The organism is Agromyces sp. NPDC058064 (assembly GCF_042885275.1).
Classification (GTDB): Bacteria; Actinomycetota; Actinomycetes; order Actinomycetales; family Microbacteriaceae; genus Agromyces.
Window position 1 is genome coordinate 168,346 of sequence record NZ_JBHVSE010000005.1, and the last position, 18,187, is coordinate 186,532.

General features: G+C 70.8%; 18 protein-coding genes. 13 read left to right on the forward strand and 5 right to left on the reverse strand.

Annotated elements, in window-relative coordinates; all coding sequences use genetic code 11:
• The 4 genes from ACFVSL_RS16305 to ACFVSL_RS16320 all read left to right on the forward strand — a co-directional run bounded on the left by ACFVSL_RS16305 (nt 1) and on the right by ACFVSL_RS16320 (nt 3,576).
• Nucleotides 1–477, forward strand: coding sequence for an 8-oxo-dGTP diphosphatase (locus ACFVSL_RS16305; RefSeq protein WP_386942026.1), 477 nt, complete (start codon nt 1–3; stop codon nt 475–477).
• A gap of 57 nt (nt 478–534) precedes the next feature.
• Nucleotides 535–1,713 (forward strand): anion permease, encoded by a 1,179-nt coding sequence (locus ACFVSL_RS16310; RefSeq protein WP_386942027.1) that lies wholly within the window; start codon nt 535–537, stop codon nt 1,711–1,713.
• A complete protein-coding gene (locus ACFVSL_RS16315; RefSeq protein WP_386942028.1) occupies nt 1,710–2,054 on the forward strand; it encodes a peptidase in 345 nt (114 codons plus the stop codon). Before ACFVSL_RS16310 ends, ACFVSL_RS16315 begins: the two co-directional genes overlap by 4 nt.
• 94 nt (nt 2,055–2,148) lie before the next feature.
• Nucleotides 2,149–3,576, forward strand: coding sequence for an NCS2 family permease (locus ACFVSL_RS16320; RefSeq protein ID WP_386942029.1), 1,428 nt, complete (start codon nt 2,149–2,151; stop codon nt 3,574–3,576).
• A gap of 70 nt (nt 3,577–3,646) precedes the next feature.
• On the opposite strand, the gene ACFVSL_RS16325 is transcribed toward ACFVSL_RS16320, so the two are convergent.
• Nucleotides 3,647–4,933, reverse strand: coding sequence for a uracil-xanthine permease family protein (locus ACFVSL_RS16325; RefSeq protein ID WP_386942030.1), 1,287 nt, complete (start codon nt 4,931–4,933; stop codon nt 3,647–3,649).
• Between the two features lie 134 nt (nt 4,934–5,067).
• Between ACFVSL_RS16325 and ACFVSL_RS16330 the strand changes: the two genes are divergently transcribed.
• Together ACFVSL_RS16330 and ACFVSL_RS16335 are read left to right on the forward strand one after the other, a co-directional pair.
• Nucleotides 5,068–5,385: a DUF4190 domain-containing protein gene (locus tag ACFVSL_RS16330; protein WP_386942031.1), complete on the forward strand. Its 318-nt coding sequence runs from the start codon at nt 5,068–5,070 to the stop codon at nt 5,383–5,385.
• Between the two features lie 262 nt (nt 5,386–5,647).
• A complete protein-coding gene (locus tag ACFVSL_RS16335; RefSeq protein WP_386942032.1) occupies nt 5,648–7,111 on the forward strand; it encodes an aspartate ammonia-lyase in 1,464 nt (487 codons plus the stop codon).
• An 88-nt stretch (nt 7,112–7,199) separates the two neighbouring features.
• On the opposite strand, the gene ACFVSL_RS16340 is transcribed toward ACFVSL_RS16335, so the two are convergent.
• The 3 genes from ACFVSL_RS16340 to ACFVSL_RS16350 all read right to left on the reverse strand — a co-directional run bounded on the left by ACFVSL_RS16340 (nt 7,200) and on the right by ACFVSL_RS16350 (nt 9,879).
• A complete protein-coding gene (locus tag ACFVSL_RS16340) occupies nt 7,200–8,075 on the reverse strand; it encodes a fumarylacetoacetate hydrolase family protein (RefSeq protein WP_386942033.1) in 876 nt (291 codons plus the stop codon).
• A gap of 159 nt (nt 8,076–8,234) precedes the next feature.
• Nucleotides 8,235–9,008, reverse strand: a complete 774-nt coding sequence (locus ACFVSL_RS16345) for an SDR family NAD(P)-dependent oxidoreductase (RefSeq protein WP_386942034.1) — start codon at nt 9,006–9,008, stop codon at nt 8,235–8,237.
• 22 nt (nt 9,009–9,030) lie between these two features.
• The gene (locus ACFVSL_RS16350; protein ID WP_386942035.1) at nt 9,031–9,879 is read right to left on the reverse strand and encodes a fumarylacetoacetate hydrolase family protein; all 849 of its coding nucleotides are present in this window, start codon (nt 9,877–9,879) and stop codon (nt 9,031–9,033) included.
• 148 nt (nt 9,880–10,027) lie between these two features.
• Between ACFVSL_RS16350 and ACFVSL_RS16355 the strand changes: the two genes are divergently transcribed.
• The 7 genes from ACFVSL_RS16355 to ACFVSL_RS16385 all read left to right on the forward strand — a co-directional run bounded on the left by ACFVSL_RS16355 (nt 10,028) and on the right by ACFVSL_RS16385 (nt 17,358).
• On the forward strand, nt 10,028–11,332 hold the full coding sequence (locus tag ACFVSL_RS16355) for an L-fuconate dehydratase (protein WP_386942036.1): 1,305 nt from the start codon (nt 10,028–10,030) through the stop codon (nt 11,330–11,332).
• A complete protein-coding gene (locus ACFVSL_RS16360; RefSeq protein ID WP_386942037.1) occupies nt 11,329–12,303 on the forward strand; it encodes an aldo/keto reductase in 975 nt (324 codons plus the stop codon). The genes ACFVSL_RS16355 and ACFVSL_RS16360 overlap by 4 nt, the downstream gene beginning before the upstream one ends.
• Complete coding sequence (locus ACFVSL_RS16365; RefSeq protein WP_386942038.1) at nt 12,300–13,145, forward strand: amidohydrolase family protein; 846 nt, start codon at nt 12,300–12,302, stop codon at nt 13,143–13,145. The genes ACFVSL_RS16360 and ACFVSL_RS16365 overlap by 4 nt, the downstream gene beginning before the upstream one ends.
• Before the next feature lie 111 nt (nt 13,146–13,256).
• Nucleotides 13,257–13,697, forward strand: coding sequence for an RbsD/FucU family protein (locus tag ACFVSL_RS16370; protein ID WP_386942039.1), 441 nt, complete (start codon nt 13,257–13,259; stop codon nt 13,695–13,697).
• Nucleotides 13,694–15,220, forward strand: a complete 1,527-nt coding sequence (locus ACFVSL_RS16375) for a sugar ABC transporter ATP-binding protein (protein ID WP_386942040.1) — start codon at nt 13,694–13,696, stop codon at nt 15,218–15,220. Before ACFVSL_RS16370 ends, ACFVSL_RS16375 begins: the two co-directional genes overlap by 4 nt.
• Entirely contained in the window at nt 15,217–16,263 is a 1,047-nt protein-coding gene (locus tag ACFVSL_RS16380; protein WP_386942041.1) for an ABC transporter permease, read from the forward strand. Before ACFVSL_RS16375 ends, ACFVSL_RS16380 begins: the two co-directional genes overlap by 4 nt.
• A 105-nt stretch (nt 16,264–16,368) precedes the next feature.
• Nucleotides 16,369–17,358 carry an ABC transporter substrate-binding protein gene (locus ACFVSL_RS16385; RefSeq protein ID WP_386942042.1) on the forward strand — a complete coding sequence of 330 codons (990 nt, stop codon included), beginning with the start codon at nt 16,369–16,371 and terminating at the stop codon, nt 17,356–17,358.
• A gap of 130 nt (nt 17,359–17,488) precedes the next feature.
• On the opposite strand, the gene ACFVSL_RS16390 is transcribed toward ACFVSL_RS16385, so the two are convergent.
• The gene (locus tag ACFVSL_RS16390) at nt 17,489–18,160 is read right to left on the reverse strand and encodes a FadR/GntR family transcriptional regulator (protein ID WP_376940852.1); all 672 of its coding nucleotides are present in this window, start codon (nt 18,158–18,160) and stop codon (nt 17,489–17,491) included.
• Nucleotides 18,161–18,187: the final 27 nt, after the last annotated feature.

Genomic DNA, 18,187 nt, shown 5'->3' on the forward strand with positions numbered 1-18,187 from the left:
ATGTACCAGGTCTGCGTCTGCTACCTCCTGCGCGAACGCGACGGGGTCACCGAGGTGCTCCTCGGGCGCAAGAAGCACGGGCTGGGCGAGGGCTACTACGTCGGGCTCGGCGGCAAGCTCGAACCCGGCGAACAGGCGGTGGATGCCGCGGTGCGCGAGGTCTTCGAGGAGTCGGGGCTCGTCGTGGCCGCAGGCGACCTCGAACCGCGCGGCCTCCTCAGCTACCACTTCCCGCACCGCGAGTCGTGGAGCCAGGAGTCGAGCGTGTTCGTCGGCCGTCGCTGGCAGGGCGACCCCGTGGCATCCGACGAGCTCGACCCCGAGTGGTTCGCCCTCGCCGAGGTGCCGTACGCGCAGATGTGGGACGACGCGAAACGGTGGCTGCCCGGCGTGCTCGCGGGCGGCGAGGTGCGCCGTACCTTCGTGTTCGGCGAGGATCTCGCCACCGTGGTGACGGAGCACGGATCGGTCGCGTAGGATCGACGGGGTTCCTGAACTCCAGGTGAACTCTTCCCTCTCGCAAGAAAGACGCCGGTGGATCTCACCCTCATCGTCGTGCTGGTCATCGCACTGGCGCTCTTCTTCGACTTCACGAACGGCTTCCACGACACCGCCAACGCGATGGCGACGCCGATCGCCACCGGTGCGCTGAAGCCGAAGACCGCGGTCACGCTCGCAGCCCTCCTGAACCTCGTCGGCGCGTTCCTCTCCACCGAGGTGGCGAAGACGATCTCGGGCGGCATCATCAAGGAGGGCGACGGCGGCGTGCTGATCACGCCCGAGCTGATCTTCGCCGGCCTCATCGGCGCGATCGTGTGGAACATGATCACCTGGCTGCTGGGCCTGCCCTCGTCGTCGAGCCACGCCCTGTTCGGCGGCCTCATCGGCGCAACCCTCGTCGGCTTCGGCGTCAGCGCGATCGACTTCTCCGTCGTGATGTCGAAGGTCATCCTCCCGGCGATCCTCGCCCCGCTGACGGCGGGCCTCATCGCCTACGCCGCGACGAAGCTCGCGTACGCCATCACGCGCCGCTACGACGGCAAGCCCGACGGTCGCGACGGCTTCCGCCACGCGCAGATCTTCTCCTCCTCGCTCGTGGCCCTCGCGCACGGCACGAACGACGCGCAGAAGACCATGGGCGTCATCACCCTCACCCTCGTCGCCGCCGGGCTGCAGCCCGCCGGCAGCGACGTGTACCCGTGGGTCATCGTGACCTGCGCGGTCGCGATCGCGCTCGGCACCTACATGGGCGGCTGGCGCATCATCAAGACCCTCGGTACCGGCCTCACCGACGTCAAGCCCGCGCAGGGCTTCGCGGCCGAGACCGCGACCGCCGCGACCATCCTCGCCTCGAGCCACGTCGGCTTCGCGCTCTCGACGACGCAGGTCGCCTCTGGCTCGGTCATCGGCTCGGGCCTCGGGCGCCGCGGCTCGAAGGTACGCTGGCGCACCGCGGGGCGCATCGGCGTCGGCTGGCTGCTGACCCTGCCGGCCGCGGGCGCCGTCGGCGCGCTCGCCGCGCTCGTCGCGCACATGGGCGTCATCGGCGTCATCATCGACACGGTCGTCGGCGTCGGCGTCATCGTCGGCATCTTCCTGTGGTCGCGTCGCAGCGAGGTCTCGCACCACAACGTCGTCAGCGAGGTCGCGCACTCGGGCCGCGCCGTGAAGATCAAGCGCAACCCCAAGCCGAAGAAGAAGGTGACGTCGTGATCGACTGGCTCGCGTTCCTCCTCGTGTTCGTCTCGGCGCTCATCGGCACCGTCGTGGTCGTCTCCGCCTACTCGCTCGGCATCCGCCTGCTGACGGTCTCGGGGCGTACGCCGATCGTCACGCCGGCCGAGTTCACCGACGCGATCACCATCGTGACGCCCGCCGAGATCAAGCAGGCCGAGAAGCGCGCGAAGAAGGCCGCCAAGAAGAGCCCCCTCACCGACGGCCAGAAGCGCGCCGCGCTCGTGGGCGCCTGGGTCTGCTTCGCGCTCAGCGGCGTGGCCGTGCTCGTGGGCATCTACCTGATCGTCGGCGACCACATCATCAAGATGTTCAGCTGACCGCGTCGCGCACCCGTTCCACCACCCCAACTCCATACTCGACAGACCACCCGTCGTGCGCCCCCGGCGCTCGTCCCTCATCGAAGGTTCCCGGATGACCACTGCAACCACCCCGACGACCGACCCCGCCGACCCGGCCGAGCAGCAGCCGGTCGGCGCCGTCGACCGCTTCTTCGAGATCACGAAGCGCGGCTCCAACTACGCGACCGAGGTGCGCGGCGGCATCGTCACCTTCGTGACGATGGCGTACATCGTCATCCTCAACCCGATCATCCTGTCGACGCCCGACGTCGACGGCAACGTGCTGAACGGCGCCGCGGTCGCCGCGGCCACGGCGCTGACCGCCGGCGTCATGACGGTGCTCTTCGGCCTCGTCACGCGCCTGCCGTTCGCCTTCGCCGCCGGTCTCGGCATCAACGCGTTCCTCGCGTTCTCGGTCGTGGGCTCGGTCACCTGGCCCGAGGCGATGGCCCTCGTCGTGATCAACGGAATCGTGATCGTGCTGCTGGCGGCCACGGGCCTGCGGAAGATGATCTTCGATGCCGTCCCGGTGGAGCTGAAGCTCGCGATCACGGTCGGCATCGGGCTCTTCATCGCGTTCATCGGCTTCGTGAACGCGGGCTTCGTCACGGCCACCGGCAACCCGTCGCCCCCGGTCGACCTCGGCATCGGCGGCTCGGTCGCGAGCCTGCCCACCCTGCTCTTCGTCATCACGCTGCTCGCGGGCGGCATCCTGATCGCGCTCCGCGTGAAGGGGGCGATCCTCATCGCGCTCGTCGGCGGCACGGTGCTCGCCGCGGTGACCAACGCCATCTGGCCGTTCGGGCTCGACTTCGGCTTCGCCGGCGGCATCGTGAGCCTGCCCGACCTGAGCCTCATCGGCGCCGTCGACTTCGGTTTCGACCTCTCCAAGGTCGGGGTCCTCGCGCTCGTCATGATCGTCTTCACCCTCGTGTTCTCGAACTTCTTCGACGCGATGGGCACCATGACCGGCCTCGCCAAGGAGGCCGACCTCGCCGACGGGAAGGGCGACTTCCCGCGCATCAAGTCGGCGCTGGTCGTCGAGGGCGTCGGCGCCATCGTCGGCGGCGGCACCTCGTCGTCGTCGGCGACGGTCTTCGTCGAGTCGGGCTCGGGCATCGGCGAGGGCGCGCGCACCGGCCTCGCCAACGTCGTCACGGGCGGCCTGTTCCTGCTCGCGATGTTCTTCACGCCGCTCACCTCGCTCGTGCCCGGTGCGATCGCCGGCGCCGCCCTGGTGCTCGTCGGCGCCATGATGCTCTCGCAGATCAAGCACATCGACTTCACCGACTACCGCGTGCTGCTGCCGGTCTTCCTCACCGTCACCGTCATGCCGATGACGTACTCGATCGCGAACGGCATCGGGGCGGGCTTCGTGAGCTGGGTCGTCGTCAACGCGCTGTCGGGCAAGGCCAAGTCCATCCACCCGCTCCTGTGGGTCGTCGCCGCCGGCTTCGTGCTGTACTTCGCGCGCGGGCCGATCGAGGCGCTCTTCGCCTGATCCCGCGCGAACGACGGATGCCCCGGGCTGCGACTGCGGCCCGGGGCATCCGTGTCTCTCGTGGAGGTGCTCAGTTCGTGCCGCGCGCCTTCGCGATGCCGTTCATGACGTGGTAGATCACGATGGCGGCGATCGTGCCGAGCGCGATGCCGTTGAACGAGACCCCGCCGACGGCGAAGGTGAAGTCGGCGATGCCGATGATGAGGGCCGTCGCGGCGGTGAACTGGTTCACCGGCTTCGAGAAGTCGACCTTGTTGTCGAGCCAGATCTTCACGCCGATGATGCCGATGAGGCCGTACAGCGCGGTGGTGACGCCGCCGAGCACGCCAGGGGGGATCGTGTTGATGACCTCGCCGAACTTGGGGGAGAGGCCGAGCAGCACCGCGACCATGCCGGCGATCCAGTAGGCGGCGGTCGAGTAGACCCGGGTCGCGGCCATCACGCCGATGTTCTCGCCGTAGGTCGTCGTGCCCGAGCCGCCGAAGAGGCCTGCGACGGTGGTGGCGAGGCCGTCGGCGAAGAGCGCTCGGCCGGTCGACGTGTTGACCGAGGGGTCGGTCATCTGGGCGACGCCCTTGATGTGGCCCACGTTCTCGGCGATGAGCACGAGCACGACCGGCAGGAAGGCGGGGAGGAAGCCCCAGATCGCCGAGTCCGTGAACGGGTTCGCCGCCAGGTGGAAGGTGGGCAGGCCGATCCACGCGGCATCCTCGATGCGGGCGAAGTCGATCTCACCCTGGATCGCCGCGGCGACGTAGCCGATCACGACGCCGAGGAGGATCGACATGCGCCCGAGGATGCCGCGGAAGGCGACGCTCGCGATGATCACGGCGGCGAGGGTGATGAGCGCGGTCAACGGGGCGAGCATGAAGTTGTTCTTCGCAGCGGGCGCCAGGTTGAACCCGATCAGGGCGACGATCGCACCGGCGACGACGGGCGGCATGAGCGCGTCGATCCAGCGCGTGCCGACCCACTGCACGAGGAGGCCCACGAGGGCGAGGAGCACGCCGACGACCACGATGCCGAAGAGCGCGGCGCCCATCGGGTCGGCGATCCCCTCCGCGCCCATCGCGGCGGTGATGGGGGCGATGAACGCGAACGAGGAGCCGAGGTAGCTCGGCACCCGGTTCTTCGTGATCACGAGGAAGAGAATCGTGCCGAGGCCCGAGAAGAACAGGGTCGTCGCGGGCGGGAAGCCCGTGAGGATCGGCACGAGGAAGGTCGCGCCGAACATGGCGACGACGTGCTGCGCGCCGAGGCCGATCGTGCGGGGCCAGCTGAGTCGTTCGCCGGGGGCGACGACCTCACCGGGTCGGACGTTCTTGCCGTCGCCGTGCAGGGTCCAGGGCAGGGTCATGCTGCTCCGTTCGGGAGTCGAGGGGTGGGATCCCTCAGATCGTACCGGGGGGATAGCCCCATGTCGGAGGCCGTGCCACGTCCGTAGCGTGGTCTCATACCCACCAACGGGACCTCACGAACAGGAGACCGACCATGACCACCGTCACCGACACCGCAACCCGGGCGCCGTACGCGGAGCCGCACCCCGCTGCCGCGCCGATCGCGGAGTCGCGCGGGTTCAGCATCGCGAGCCTCGTGCTCGGCATCGTCTCGATCGTCGCGGGCTACAGCTTCGTCGTGCCGATCGTCGGCCTCGTGCTCGGCATCATGGCGCTCAAGCGCGAGCCGGCCGCCCGCACCATGGCGATCTGGGGCATCGTCCTCAACGCGGTCATCCTCGCGGGTGCGACGCTCGTCGCGCTCGGGGCGGCCGTCTTCGGCCTCGCGCTGCTGCCCTTCGCGTTCCTCTAGGCGGCACGGCGGCAGCGCCCCGAGCGGGGCCCGGGCTCGGCCCGGGCCCCGCTCGTCGTGCGCCGCCGCCGACCCGTGCAGAGCGTCCCGCCAGGGGGCGGGAACCGGACGCCTCGCCCGCCTCGCGGAGTGCCCTCGCGGCGGCCTCGCGGGATAGGCTCGGAGGGACGACCGCGCGGCGATCCCGCGCGACTGAGGCGATGGGGCCGGTTCCGGTGCGTCCGAACGATGACGCCGCCGCACGGCTCCGTGGAGGAACGACATGCACGTGCCCGAGACCACCCCGGCGACCCGGATCGAGACCGACTCGCTCGGCTCGGTCGAGGTGCCCGCCGACGCCTACTGGGGCGTGCACACGAAGCGGGCGCTCGAGAACTTCCCGATCTCGAAGCGGCCCATCTCGGTCTATCCCGAGCTCGTGGTCGCGCTGGCCTCGGTGAAGCAGGCCGCCGCCCGGGCGAACCGCGACGTCGGCGTGCTCACCTCGCAGAAGGCGGCGTGGATCGACGAGGCTTGCCAGCGCATCATCGACGGCGAGCTGCACGAGCAGTTCGTCGTCGGCGTGATCCAGGGCGGCGCGGGCACGTCGACGAACATGAACGCGAACGAGGTCATCGCGAACCTCTCGCTCGAGATCGCCGGCTACCCCAAGGGCCGCTACGACGTGATCCACCCCATCGACGACGTGAACCGCAGCCAGTCGACGAACGACACGTACCCGACCGCCGTGAAGGTCGCGATGGCGTTCTCGCTGCGCACCATGCTCGTCGAGCTCGACCAGCTGCGCATCGCGTTCAGCCGCAAGGGCCGCGAGTTCCACGAGGTGCTGAAGGTCGGCCGCACCCAGCTGCAGGACGCCGTGCCGATGACCCTCGGCCAGGAGTTCCACGGGTACGCCACGACGCTCGGCGAGGACATCGATCGCCTCCGCGAGACGATCAAGCTCCTCGGCGAGGTCAACCTCGGGGCGACCGCGATCGGCACCGGCATCACGGCCGACCCGGGCTACGCGTCATCCGTCGTCGAGCACCTGAGCGCGATCACCGAGTTGCGGCTCGAGACGGCGCCCGACCTCATCGAGGCGACGAGCGACACGGGCGTCTTCATGACCTTCTCGAGCGCGCTCAAGCGCAGCGCCATCAAGCTCTCGAAGATCTGCAACGACCTGCGCCTGCTCTCGTCGGGCCCGCAGGCGGGGCTCGGCGAGATCAACCTTCCGCCGATGCAGGCGGGCTCGTCGATCATGCCGGGCAAGGTGAACCCCGTCATCCCCGAGGCCGTCAGCCAGGTGGCCTATGCGGTCGCCGGGGCCGACGTCACCGTCATGATGGCGGCCGAGAGCGGCCAGCTGCAGCTCAACGCCTTCGAGCCGGTGATCGCGCACTCGCTGCTGCAGTCGATCACCTGGATGCGCCAGGCCTGCTGGACCCTCCGGGTCAACTGCGTCGACGGCATCACGGCGAACACCGACCGCCTCGAGCAGATGGTCGCGTCGAGCGTGGGCGTGATCACCGCGCTCATCCCGTTCATCGGCTACACCGAGGCGGCGAAGCTCGCGAAGCTGGCCCTCGCCACGGGCCGCCCCGTCGCCGACCTGGTCGTGGAGGCCGGGCTCATGAGCCGCGACGAGGTGATGGCCCAGCTGCAGCCCTCGAAGCTCTCGGGCATCCGGCCGATCACGACGGTGATCCCGGTGCAGGAGCTCCACTCCGAACCGCACGAGTAGGGCGGATACGCCGGGGCGTCGCCGTGCGCGGCGCCCCGGGCCCGTCGCTCGTGGCGGACCCGGCTCGCCCGCTCGCGGCGGGCCCGGCTCAGATCACGCGGCAGTGCGTCGTGAGCGAGCCGATGCCCTCGATCGTCACGGTGACGGTCGAGCCGTCGCGGAGGAACACCTGCGGGTTGCGCGAGTAGCCGGCGCCGCCGGGGCTGCCCGTCGAGATGAGGGTGCCGGGCGGCACGGTCGCCGAGCGCGACAGGTACTCGATGATGTCGGCGACGCTGCGCACCATCTCGTTGGTCGACGCGTCCTGGAGGATGCGGCCGTCGAGGTTCGTGGTGAGCCAGAGATCCTGCGGGTCGGGGATCTCGTCGGCGGTGACGACGACGGGGCCCGTCGGCGTGAAGCCGTCGAACGACTTGCAGCGCGACCACTGCGCCTCGCTGAACTGGATGTCGCGGGCGGTGATGTCGTTCACGACCGTGTAGCCCCACACGTAGTCGAGGGCGTCGCGGGCCTGCACGCCGCGGGCGGGCTTGCCGATGATCACGCCGAGCTCGGCCTCGTAGTCGACCTGGGTGGCGAGGTCGCCGGGCCAGGTCGTGGTGGCGCCGTGCGCCGCGAGCGAGTTCGGCCAGAGCGAGAAGATCGTCATCGCCGTCTCGGAGCGGAGCTTCAGCTCGGAGGCGTGCGCGGCGTAGTTCGCACCGATGGCGATGACCTGCGCCGGGCGGAGCACGGCGGAGGAGTGCCGGAGCTCGGAGACGGGCGTCAGGCCCGCGCCTGCGGCGAGACCCGCGTCGACGGCCTCGCGGACCGCGGCGAGCCCCTCGTCGCCCTGCTCGATGAGGTCCTGGAGGTCGCGGGGCGCCTCGGCCATGATCTCGTCGAGGAAGATCGCGGCTTCCGCGACGACCACCGCGAGTCGAGGGGTCGATTGGCCTTCGGCTCTCAGGTGCGCGAACTTCACCTGTCTAGGCTAGCGGGCCCGTCTCCGACCGCTCTGTGCGGCATGTACAACGAATGCGTTCGCATACGCCGCGGTGTCGACAATCGACGGGGTCCTCGGTGCGACGTCGGCGGGATGGGGTCGCGCGGCCGGCGGGGCGACCGCCGGCCGCGCGTACCGCTACTGGGCGGGTCGAAGCCGGAGCTCCTGCATGCCGCCGTCGACGGCGAGCGAGACGCCCGTCGTCGACCCCGACGCCGGGCTCGCGAGGTACGCGACGGCGCCGGCGACCTCGTCGGGGTCGACGAGGCGCCCGTGCGGCTGACGCGCCTCGAGCGCGGCGCGTTCGGCCGCCGGGTCGTCGGCCGAGTCGAGCAGCCGCCCCACCCACGGGGTGTCGGCGGTGCCGGGGTTCACGGCGTTCACGCGGATGCCCTCGCGCAGGTGATCGGCGGCCATCGCCCGGGTGAGCGCTGAGATCGCGCCCTTGCTCGCGCTGTAGAGCGCCCGCTGGGGCAGGCCGGCCGTCGCGGCGATCGACGAGGTGTTCACGATCGCCGCGGCGGGGGAGACGCGGAGGTGAGGCAGGGCGGCCCGTGACACGCGCACCGTGCCCAGCACGTTGACGTCGAGCACGCGGCGCCACTCGTCGTCGTCGTTCGCCGCGATGTCGCCCTGGGCGCCGATGCCGGCGTTGTTCACGACGACGTCGAGCCGGCCGAACTCCGCGACGACGCGGTCGACCCCCGCGCGGACGCTCGCGTCGTCGGCGATGTCGACCGCGACCGCGAGATCGGCGTGCGGGGCGGCATCCGGTGCGAGGTCGAAGACGGCGACGCGCGCCCCGCCTTGCCGGAGCCGGGCCGCGATGGCGGCGCCGATGCCCGACGCGCCGCCCGTGACGACGGCGACGAGGCCCTCGAACTCGGCGGTTCCGGTGAGTTCCTTGCTCATGGTGTTCCTCTCGATCGCGGCGTCAGGCGTCGACGTAGCGCTGGCGCTGGCGGCCGAGCCCGTCGATCTCGATCTCGACGACGTCGCCGGCGCCGAGGTAGGGGAAGCGGCCCGAGAGGGCGACGCCCTCCGGGGTGCCGGTCAGCACGAGGTCGCCGGGGTCGAGGGCGAGGTACTGGCTCAGCTGCCACACGATCGTGTCGATACCGAAGATCAGGTCGCCCGTGCGCGAGTCCTGCCGGGGCTCGCCGTTGACGAAGCTGCGGAGCCGCACGTCGTCGGCGTCGAGCTCGTCGGGCGTCGCGAGCCAGGGGCCGGTGGGGCAGAAGCCCGGTGCGCTCTTGCCCTTCGACCACTGGCCGCCTGAGACGGCGAGCTGCCAGTCGCGCTCCGAGAGGTCGTTGGCGGTGACGAAGCCGGCGATGTGCGCCCGCGCGTCGGCGGGGGAGTCGAGCGCGCTCGCGCGACGTCCGATCACGATGCCGAGCTCGACCTCCCAGTCGGTCTTGGTGCTGCCGCGGGGGATCGCGACGTCGTCGTTCGGGCCGATGACCGTGTTCGGCGACTTCATGAACATCACGAGGTGCTCGGGCGGCGCCGAGCCCGACTCGGCGGCGTGCGCGGCGTAGTTCATGCCGATGCAGTACACGGCGCCCGGCCGGGCGATGGGGGCGCCGATGCGCAGTCCGTCCGCGCCCTCGAGCTCGGGCAGCTCGCCGGCCTCGAGGGCCTCACCGGCGCGCTCGCGACCGTCGCCGGCGAGGAACGCGGCGTCGATGTCGCGGGTCACGCCGCGGAGATCGAGGGTGCGCGCCCCGTCGAGGAGCACGGGGATCTCGGAGCCGGGGTCGCCGAGCCTGGCGAATCTCATCGCTGGTCCTTCCACTCGCGGCGCTGCGTGAACATCTGAAGTATCCACTGCGGTCAGGCCGGTTTCACCGAGATTCTTGCACAGAAGTTCACGGTTGACAGCCGAGACATCCGATGTTTATGCTCGTGTCGCCCCACGAAAGGACGTCATGAGCACGATCGTCAGCGTTGATACCCGGGACATCCGGTTCCCGACCTCCCTCGAACTCGACGGGTCGGACGCGATGAACCCCGACCCCGACTACTCGGCCGCGTACCTCGTCATCCGCACGGACGCCGCCGACGGGCTCGCCGGGCACGCCTTCGTGTTCACCATCGGCCGCGGCAACGACGTGCAGGTCGCCGCACTCGACGCCCTGCGCGCCCACCTGGTCGGCCGCGACGTCGAAGCGCTGCTCGACGACATGGGCGGCGCATGGCGCCTGCTCGCGCACGACTCGCAGCTGCGCTGGCTCGGCCCCGAGAAGGGCGTCATGCACATGGCGATCGGCGCCGCGCTCAACGCCCTGTGGGACCTCAAGGCCAAGCGCGCGGGCCTTCCCCTCTGGCAGCTGCTCGCCGGGCTCAGCCCCGAGGAGCTCGTCTCGCTCATCGACTTCCGGTACATCTCCGACGCCGTGACCCCGGCCGAGGCGCTCGAGCTGTTCCGCGCCGCCGAGCCCGGCCGTGCCGAGCGCACCGCCAAGCTGCTCGAGCTCGGCTACCCCGCCTACACGACGACCCCGGGGTGGCTCGGCTACTCCGACGAGAAGCTCGAGCGACTCTGCCGCGAAGCCGTCGCCGACGGATACCCGCAGATCAAGCTCAAGGTCGGCGCCTCGCTCGACGACGACGTGCGTCGCCTCGGCATCGCCCGCGCCGCCGTCGGCGAGGGCTTCCCGATCGCCATCGACGCCAACCAGCGTTGGGGCGTCGACGAGGCGATCGAGTGGGTGCGCGCGCTCGCCGGGTTCGACCTCGCCTGGATCGAGGAGCCGACGAGCCCCGACGACATCCTCGGCCACGCCGCCATCGCGCGCGGCGTCGCGCCCGTGCGCGTCGCGACCGGCGAGCACGTCCAGAATCGGATCGTGTTCAAGCAACTGCTCCAGGCCGGCGGCATGCACGTCATGCAGATCGACGCCGCGCGCGTCGGCGGCGTCAACGAGAACCTCGCGAACCTCGTGCTCGCCGCGAAGTACGGCGTGCCCGTGTGCCCGCACGCGGGCGGCGTCGGGCTCTGCGAGGCGGTGCAGCACCTCTCGATGTTCGACTACGTCGCCCTGTCCGGCACGATGGACGGCCGCATGGTCGAGTTCGTCGACCACCTCCACGAGCACTTCGTCACGCCGGCCGTCGTCGAGCGGGGCCGGTATCTCACCCCGACCGCGCCCGGCGCCGGCACCGAGATGCACGAGGCCTCGATCGACCGCTACACCTGGCGCGGTGCGCACGTCACCGAGGTGCCGGCGTGAGCACCTCGGCACGATCCGCCCAGCCGGCCGGCCTCGGCCGGCTGGGCTACGGCGGGGCGTCCATCGGCAACCTCTACCGTGAGGTCGCGGACGCCGACGCGGAGGCGGCGCTCGACGCGGCGTGGGCCGGAGGCATCCGCTACTTCGACACCGCGCCCCATTACGGCCTCGGGCTCTCCGAGCGGCGGATGGGGGAGTTCCTCCGAGGCCGCCCCCGCGACGAGTACCTCCTGTCGACCAAGGTCGGCCGCGTGCTCGAGCCGAACCCCGACTTCTCGGGCGGCGACGACCTGGCACACGAGTACGCCGTGCCGGACCGCACGGTGCGCCGGTTCGACCCGAGCGAGGCCGGCGTGCGCCGGAGCATCGAGGACTCGCTCGAGCGGCTCGGCCTCGATCGCATCGACATCGCCTACCTCCACGACCCCGACGCGTACGACCTCGACCGCGGGCTCGCCGAAGGGCTGCCCGCCCTCGCGAAGCTGCGCGACGAGGGCGTCGTCGGCGCCATCGGCATCGGCACGAACAGCGCGGATGCCGCGGCGCGCGCCGTTCGCGAGGGCGACCTCGATCTCGTCATGATCGCGGGCCGCTTCACCCTGCTCGAGCAGCCTGCGCTCGCCGAGCTGCTGCCCCTGTGCGAGTCGCGGGGCGTCGGCGTCGTCGCCGCGGCGGTCTTCAACTCGGGCCTGCTCGCGACCGCGTCGCCCGAGGCGGGCGCGCGGTACGACTACGCGGCGGTACCCTCCGAGGTGCTGGCCCGCGCCCGGCGCCTGGCCGAGGCCTGCGCCGCCGAGGGCGTCGAGCTCCCCGTCGCCGCGATCCAGTACCCGCTGCGCCACCCCGCCGTGCGCTCGGTCGTGGTCGGCTCGGCGAGGGCGTCGAGCGTCGAGCAGAACCTCGCCCGCATGGCGGAGCCGCTGCCCGAGGAGTTCTGGACGAGCCTCGCCGAGCAGGGGCTCATCCCATGAACGACCGGCCGCGCACCATCGATGCGCACCTGCACCTCTGGGATCGTTCGGTCGGCGAGTACGGCTGGATCACCCCCGAGCTCGGCGCGCTGTACGCCGACTTCGGCCCCCGGGAGGCGCGCGCCGAGCTCGACACCGCGGGGATCGACGGCGCGATCCTGGTGCAGGCCGAGGATTCGGCCGCCGACACGCGCTTCATGCTCGACGTCGCCGCGGCGAACGACTGGGTGCTCGGCGTCGTCGGCTGGGTGCCCCTCGACGACACGCGCGCAGCGCTCGGCGCGCTCGACGCGCTGGCCGGTGAACGACGGCTCCGCGGCATCCGCCACCTCGTGCACGACGACCCGCGCGACGAGTTCCTCGAGCTCCCCGCCGTCCGGGCGTCGCTCGCCGAGGTCGCCGCGCGCGGCCTCGCGTTCGACGTGCCCGACGCGTGGCCGCGCCACCTCGGCGCGGCACGCAGGCTCGCCGGGTCGCTGCCCGGGCTCACGGTCGTCATCGACCACCTCGCCAAGCCGCCCGTCGGCCGCGACGGGTTCGCGGAGTGGGAGCGCGAGTTCGTCGCGCTCGCGGAGCTGCCGAACACGGTCGTCAAGTTCTCGGGACTCCACCTGCCCGGGGCGACGTTCGGGATCGACTCGGTGCGCCCGCTCTGGGAGCTCGCGATCGAGCGATTCACGCCCGATCGCGTCATGTACGGTGGCGACTGGCCGATGACGGTGCCGCACGGGGGCTATCAGCCGACCTGGCGCGTCATGCGCGAGTGCCTCGACGATCTCGAGCCGAACGATCGCGACGCGGTGCTCGGCGGCACCGCCGAACGGGTGTATCGCCTTGAGTAATCTGATGTATCGACCCCAATGGCCACGAAAACGCAACAACCACGCCTGATATGGGCTGAAACATCGGATGAGTAGTACACTCATTCACATCTCAAGGAAGAGAGGCACCACGTGCTCACCGGCATCCACCCGATTCTCCACGGCGAGCTGCTCGCCGCGCTCGATCGGCTCGGGCACGGCGACGAACTCGTCGTCGCCGATGCGAACTTCCCGGCGCACCGGCTCGGCGCGGTCGTGGTCGAGGTTCCCGGCCTCTCCGCCGCGAGCATCGTCGAGGCCGTCCGCACCGTCGTGCCCGCCGACGCCTACGACGGGGCCTCGGTGCTGCTCATGACCGCGGAGGACGACGAGCGGCCCGCGGTCCAGCACGAGCTGGTCGCGGCATCGGCCGTGCCCGCCGAGCGCGTCGACGAGCTCGAGCGGTTCGCGTTCTACGACCGGGCGGCCGGAGCCCGGCTGATCATCAGGAGCGGCGAGCTCCGTCCCTACGGCAACCTGATCCTCCGCAAGGGCGTCGTGAACGCGTACGAGCCGAGCGAGGCCGCGCGATGACCCCCGGCACCACGGCGCTCCTCGAGGTCGAGGGCGTCAGCAAGGGGTTCCCCGGGGTGCAGGCGCTCGCCGACGTGCAGCTCGAGCTGCGCCACGGCGAGGTGCTCGCGCTCGTCGGCGAGAACGGGGCGGGCAAGTCGACGCTCATGAAGCTCCTCGCCGGCATCTACACGCCCGACGCCGGGACGTTCCGCCTCAACGGGCGCGAGCTGACGATCGAGGGCCCGCGCCATGCCCAGGAGCTCGGCATCTCGATCATCCACCAGGAGTTCAACCTGATGCCCGACCTCACGGTCGCGCAGAACATCTTCATCGGCCGCGAACACCGCCAGGCCGGGCTGTTCCTCGACGACCGGGCGCTCAACCGGCGAGCGCAGGAGCTCTTCGACCGCCTCGGGCTCGCGCTCGACCCCGCCGAGCGCGTCGAGCACCTGACGGTCGCCCGCCAGCAGATGGTCGAGATCGCGAAGGCCCTGTCCTTCGACGCGAAGGTGCTCATCATGGACGAGCCGACCGCGGCCCTGAACGACGCCGAGGTCGACGTGCTCTTCGAACTGATCGAGCGGTTCCGCACGGCCGAGACCGGCGTCATCTACATCTCCCACCGCATGGAGGAGCTCGCGCGCATCTCCGACCGCATCAGCGTGCTGCGCGACGGCCGCTACGTCGGCACGCGCGTGACGGCCGAGACGGCGCCGAGCGAGATCATCTCGCTCATGGTCGGCCGTGAGATCTCGGGCGAGCAGCGCCCCGCGCCCCGCACCCCCGAGGGCGAGCCGGTGCTCTCGGTGCGCGGCCTCTCCACGAAGCACCTGCTGCGCGACGTGAGCTTCGACGTCCACGCCGGCGAGATCCTCGGCTTCGCCGGCCTGATGGGCGCCGGCCGCACCGAGGTCGCGCGGGCGATCGTCGGCGCCGACCGCCGCGAGGCCGGCGAGATCCGCGTCGGCGGCCGCGTCGTCTCGATCTCGAGCCCTGCGGAGGCCGCGGCGCTCGGCATCGGCTACCTCTCCGAGGATCGGAAGCAGCTCGGCGTGCTGCTCGAGCGCAGCGTGCGCGAGAACATCGTGCTCTCCTCGCTGCGCCGCTACGCCTCAGGCGCGGGCTTCGTCCGCGACGCGCGCATCGAGGCGACCGGCCGCGAGTACGTCGAGAAGCTCCGCATCAAGACGCCGTCGACGGCCCAGCTCGTCCGCAACCTCTCGGGCGGCAACCAGCAGAAGGTCGTCATCGCGAAATGGCTCGTGAAGGACTGCGACGTCCTCATCTTCGACGAGCCCACCCGTGGCATCGACGTCGGCGCCAAGGAGGAGATCTACGCACTGCTCCGCCGACTCGCCGACGAGGGCAAGGCGATCGTGATGATCTCGTCCGAGCTGCCCGAGGTGCTGCGACTCTCCGATCGCATCGCCGTCATGGCCGAGGGGCGGCTCACCGCCGTGCTCGACAACGCCGAGGCCACCCAGGAGAACCTCATGGACTACGCAACCCGATTCTCAAGCGAAGGAACGATCGCACGATGAGCCCGACCACGACGAAGCCCGAAACCGGGAGCACGGGCGGTGCGACGCCCTCGACCAGCGCGTACGCCGCGATCGAGGCCGGCAAGCCCCGCTTCGCCTGGCTCCGGGGCTCCCTCCAGCAGCTGCTCGCCTTCGCGAGCCTGATCGTCATCGTGGCGGTGTTCTCGTTCGCGAGCCCCCATTTCTTCACCGCGAACAACCTCGTCTCGATCCTGACGGCGGCGACCGTGACCGGCATCCTCGCGCTCGGCACCACCTTCGTCATCATCACGGGCGGCATCGACCTCTCGATCGGCACGGGCATGGTGCTCTGCGGCGTCATGGCGGGCGTGTTCCTCACCTACCTCGGCTGGCCGCTCTGGCTCGGCGTGACGGCGACGATCCTCTTCGGCGCGCTCATCGGGCTCATCAACGGCGTGAACGTCTCGGTGCTCGGCATCCCGCCGTTCATCGCCACGCTCGGCATGATGCTCATCGCGGCCGGCCTGTCGCTGGTGATCTCGGGCACGAAGCCGATCTACTTCACCGAGACGCCCGACTTCCAGTCGATCATGAACCTCTCGATCATCCCCGGCATGCGGTTCCCGCTCGGCGTGGCGATCTTCATCGTCATGATCATCGTCGCGGCGGTGCTCCTCTCGAAGACGATCCTCGGCCGCTACACCTTCTCGATCGGCTCGAACGAGGCGGCCACCGCGCTCTCCGGCGTGAACGTCCGCCGATGGAAGATCACGATCTACACGCTCGCCGGCCTCTTCGTCGGCCTCGCCGGAGTGCTGAGCGCGTCCCGGCTGTCGTCGGCGCAGCCGACGGGCGGCATGGGCCTCGAGCTCGAGGCGATCGCCGCCGTCGTCATCGGCGGCACGTCGCTCCAGGGCGGCAAGGGCTCGATCGTCGGCACCGTCATCGGCGCCCTCATCATGGCGGTGCTCACGAACGGCCTCCGCATCATCTCGGTGCCGCAGGAGTGGCAGTCCGTCGCCGTCGGCATCGTCATCCTGGTCGCCGTCTACCTCGACATGCTGCGGCGTCGACGCGGCTGACCGGCACCCCGGCGCGGCATCCCCGCCGCGACGGAGCACCATCACGACCCAGCACCACACCGTCCCCCATCAGTACCACCGCACCACCAACACCAAGGAGTGAGCATGTTCAAGAAGCGCACGATGGGCGCCGTCGTCGGCGCCGTCGCCGCGGCCCTCATCCTCGCCGGTTGCGCCAGCGACGGCGGCGACCAGGGCACGGGCGGCGACGCGAGCGGCGACAAGCCGTACGTCGCCCTCGTCTCGAAGGGCTTCCAGCACCAGTTCTGGCAGGCCGTGAAGACGGGCGCCGAGCAGGCGGCCGAGGAGTTCGACGTCGAGATCACCTTCGAGGGCCCCGACACCGAGGCCGACGTCGACCAGCAGATCCAGATGCTGCAGACGGCGCTCGACAAGAGCCCGGCCGCGATCGGCTTCGCCGCGCTCGACAGCCAGGCCGCGGGCCCGCTGCTGCAGCAGGCGAAGGACGCGAACATCCCCGTCATCGCCTTCGACTCGGGCGTCGACAGCGACATCCCGCTGACCACGGCCGCGACCGACAACCTCGCCGCCGCAGCCGAGGCCGCGAAGCACATGGCCGACGCCGTCGGCCACGAGGGCAAGGTCGCCCTCGTCGTGCACGACCAGACCTCGGTGACCGGCCAGCAGCGTCGCGACGGCTTCGTCGACTACATGGAGGAGAACGAGCCGAACATCGAGATCGTCGACATCCAGTACGGCGGCGGCGACCAGGCGAAGTCGGCCGACCTCGCGAAGGCGATCCTCGCGGCGCACCCCGACCTCAAGGGCATCTACGGCTCGAACGAGGGCTCGGCGATCGGCGTCGTGCAGGCCGTCAAGGAGCTCGGCATCGACGCCTCGACGCTCGCCGTCGTCGGCTTCGACTCGGGCAAGGCCCAGATGGACGCGATCCGCGACGGCCTCATGACCGGCGCGATCACGCAGAACCCGATCGGCATCGGCTACGAGACGGTCAAGGCCGCGGTCGAGGCGATCAACGGCGAGGAGCTGCCGAAGACCATCGACACGGGCTTCTACTGGTACGACGCGTCGAACATCGACGACGAGGAGATCCAGGCCGTCCTCTACGAGTGACGATCGGATGACCCGGGGGCGTCGGCTGCGGCCGGCGCCCCTTCGTCGTGCCCGCGCGGGCACGACGTGGCGCGGTCGGGGGCCCCACGACCGTGCGCCGGGGCCGGCGGCGGGCCGGCCCGTCAGCGCGTCAGAGCGCCGAGCGCAGCCACTGCTCGACGCCGCTGACGTGCACGACGGTGAGCGCCGACGCGAGCTCGGCGTCGCCGGCGGCGATCGCGTCGAGGATGGCGTGATGCTCCTGGAGGGTTCGCTCGACGGCGCTCTCCTGCGTGATGCCGCGCCAGATGCGCGCCCGCACCGTGTGGCTCGACAGCGAGTCGATGAGGCTCGCGAGGTAGCCGTTGCCCGTGGCGTCGGCGATGCCGCGGTGGAACTCGAGGTCGTGGTCGACGAGGCTCTCGACGTCGGCGGCGTGATCGACGCCCGCGACCGACTCGCGGAGGCGCTCGAGCTCGGCCTCGCCGGCGTGCCGCGCCGCCAGCGAGGCGGCGGCGGGCTCGAGGATGCGGCGTACGGCGAAGATCTCGAGGATCGAGTGGTCGTCGTGCAGGTCGACGACGAACGACATGGCCTCGAGCAGCAGGCGCGGCTCGAGGCTCGTGACGTAGGTGCCGTCGCCGCGCCGCACGTCGAGCACGCGGATGACCTCAAGCGCCTTGACCGCCTCGCGCAGCGAGGAGCGCGAGAGGCCGAGCCGCTCGCTCAGCTCCTTCTCGGGCGGAAGCCGGTCGCCCGGCGCCAGTTCGCCCGAAAGGATCATCTCTTTGATGCGCAGAATCGCTTCGTCGGTGACGGCCATGCCCGAATCGTACCGCGCGCGCGGCCA

What these genes read in the sequence shown, in the direction of transcription:
- ACFVSL_RS16305 (WP_386942026.1), top strand. Translation starts at nt 1, where the DNA reads ATGTACCAGGTCTGCGTCTGCTACCTCCTGCGCGAACGCGACGGGGTC.
- ACFVSL_RS16320 (WP_386942029.1), top strand. Translation starts at nt 2,149, where the DNA reads ATGACCACTGCAACCACCCCGACGACCGACCCCGCCGACCCGGCCGAG.
- ACFVSL_RS16325 (WP_386942030.1), bottom strand. Translation starts at nt 4,933, where the DNA reads ATGACCCTGCCCTGGACCCTGCACGGCGACGGCAAGAACGTCCGACCC.
- ACFVSL_RS16330 (WP_386942031.1), top strand. Translation starts at nt 5,068, where the DNA reads ATGACCACCGTCACCGACACCGCAACCCGGGCGCCGTACGCGGAGCCG.
- ACFVSL_RS16335 (WP_386942032.1), top strand. Translation starts at nt 5,648, where the DNA reads ATGCACGTGCCCGAGACCACCCCGGCGACCCGGATCGAGACCGACTCG.
- ACFVSL_RS16345 (WP_386942034.1), bottom strand. Translation starts at nt 9,008, where the DNA reads ATGAGCAAGGAACTCACCGGAACCGCCGAGTTCGAGGGCCTCGTCGCC.
- ACFVSL_RS16350 (WP_386942035.1), bottom strand. Translation starts at nt 9,879, where the DNA reads ATGAGATTCGCCAGGCTCGGCGACCCCGGCTCCGAGATCCCCGTGCTC.
- ACFVSL_RS16355 (WP_386942036.1), top strand. Translation starts at nt 10,028, where the DNA reads ATGAGCACGATCGTCAGCGTTGATACCCGGGACATCCGGTTCCCGACC.
- ACFVSL_RS16365 (WP_386942038.1), top strand. Translation starts at nt 12,300, where the DNA reads ATGAACGACCGGCCGCGCACCATCGATGCGCACCTGCACCTCTGGGAT.
- ACFVSL_RS16375 (WP_386942040.1), top strand. Translation starts at nt 13,694, where the DNA reads ATGACCCCCGGCACCACGGCGCTCCTCGAGGTCGAGGGCGTCAGCAAG.
- ACFVSL_RS16380 (WP_386942041.1), top strand. Translation starts at nt 15,217, where the DNA reads ATGAGCCCGACCACGACGAAGCCCGAAACCGGGAGCACGGGCGGTGCG.
- ACFVSL_RS16385 (WP_386942042.1), top strand. Translation starts at nt 16,369, where the DNA reads ATGTTCAAGAAGCGCACGATGGGCGCCGTCGTCGGCGCCGTCGCCGCG.
- ACFVSL_RS16390 (WP_376940852.1), bottom strand. Translation starts at nt 18,160, where the DNA reads ATGGCCGTCACCGACGAAGCGATTCTGCGCATCAAAGAGATGATCCTT.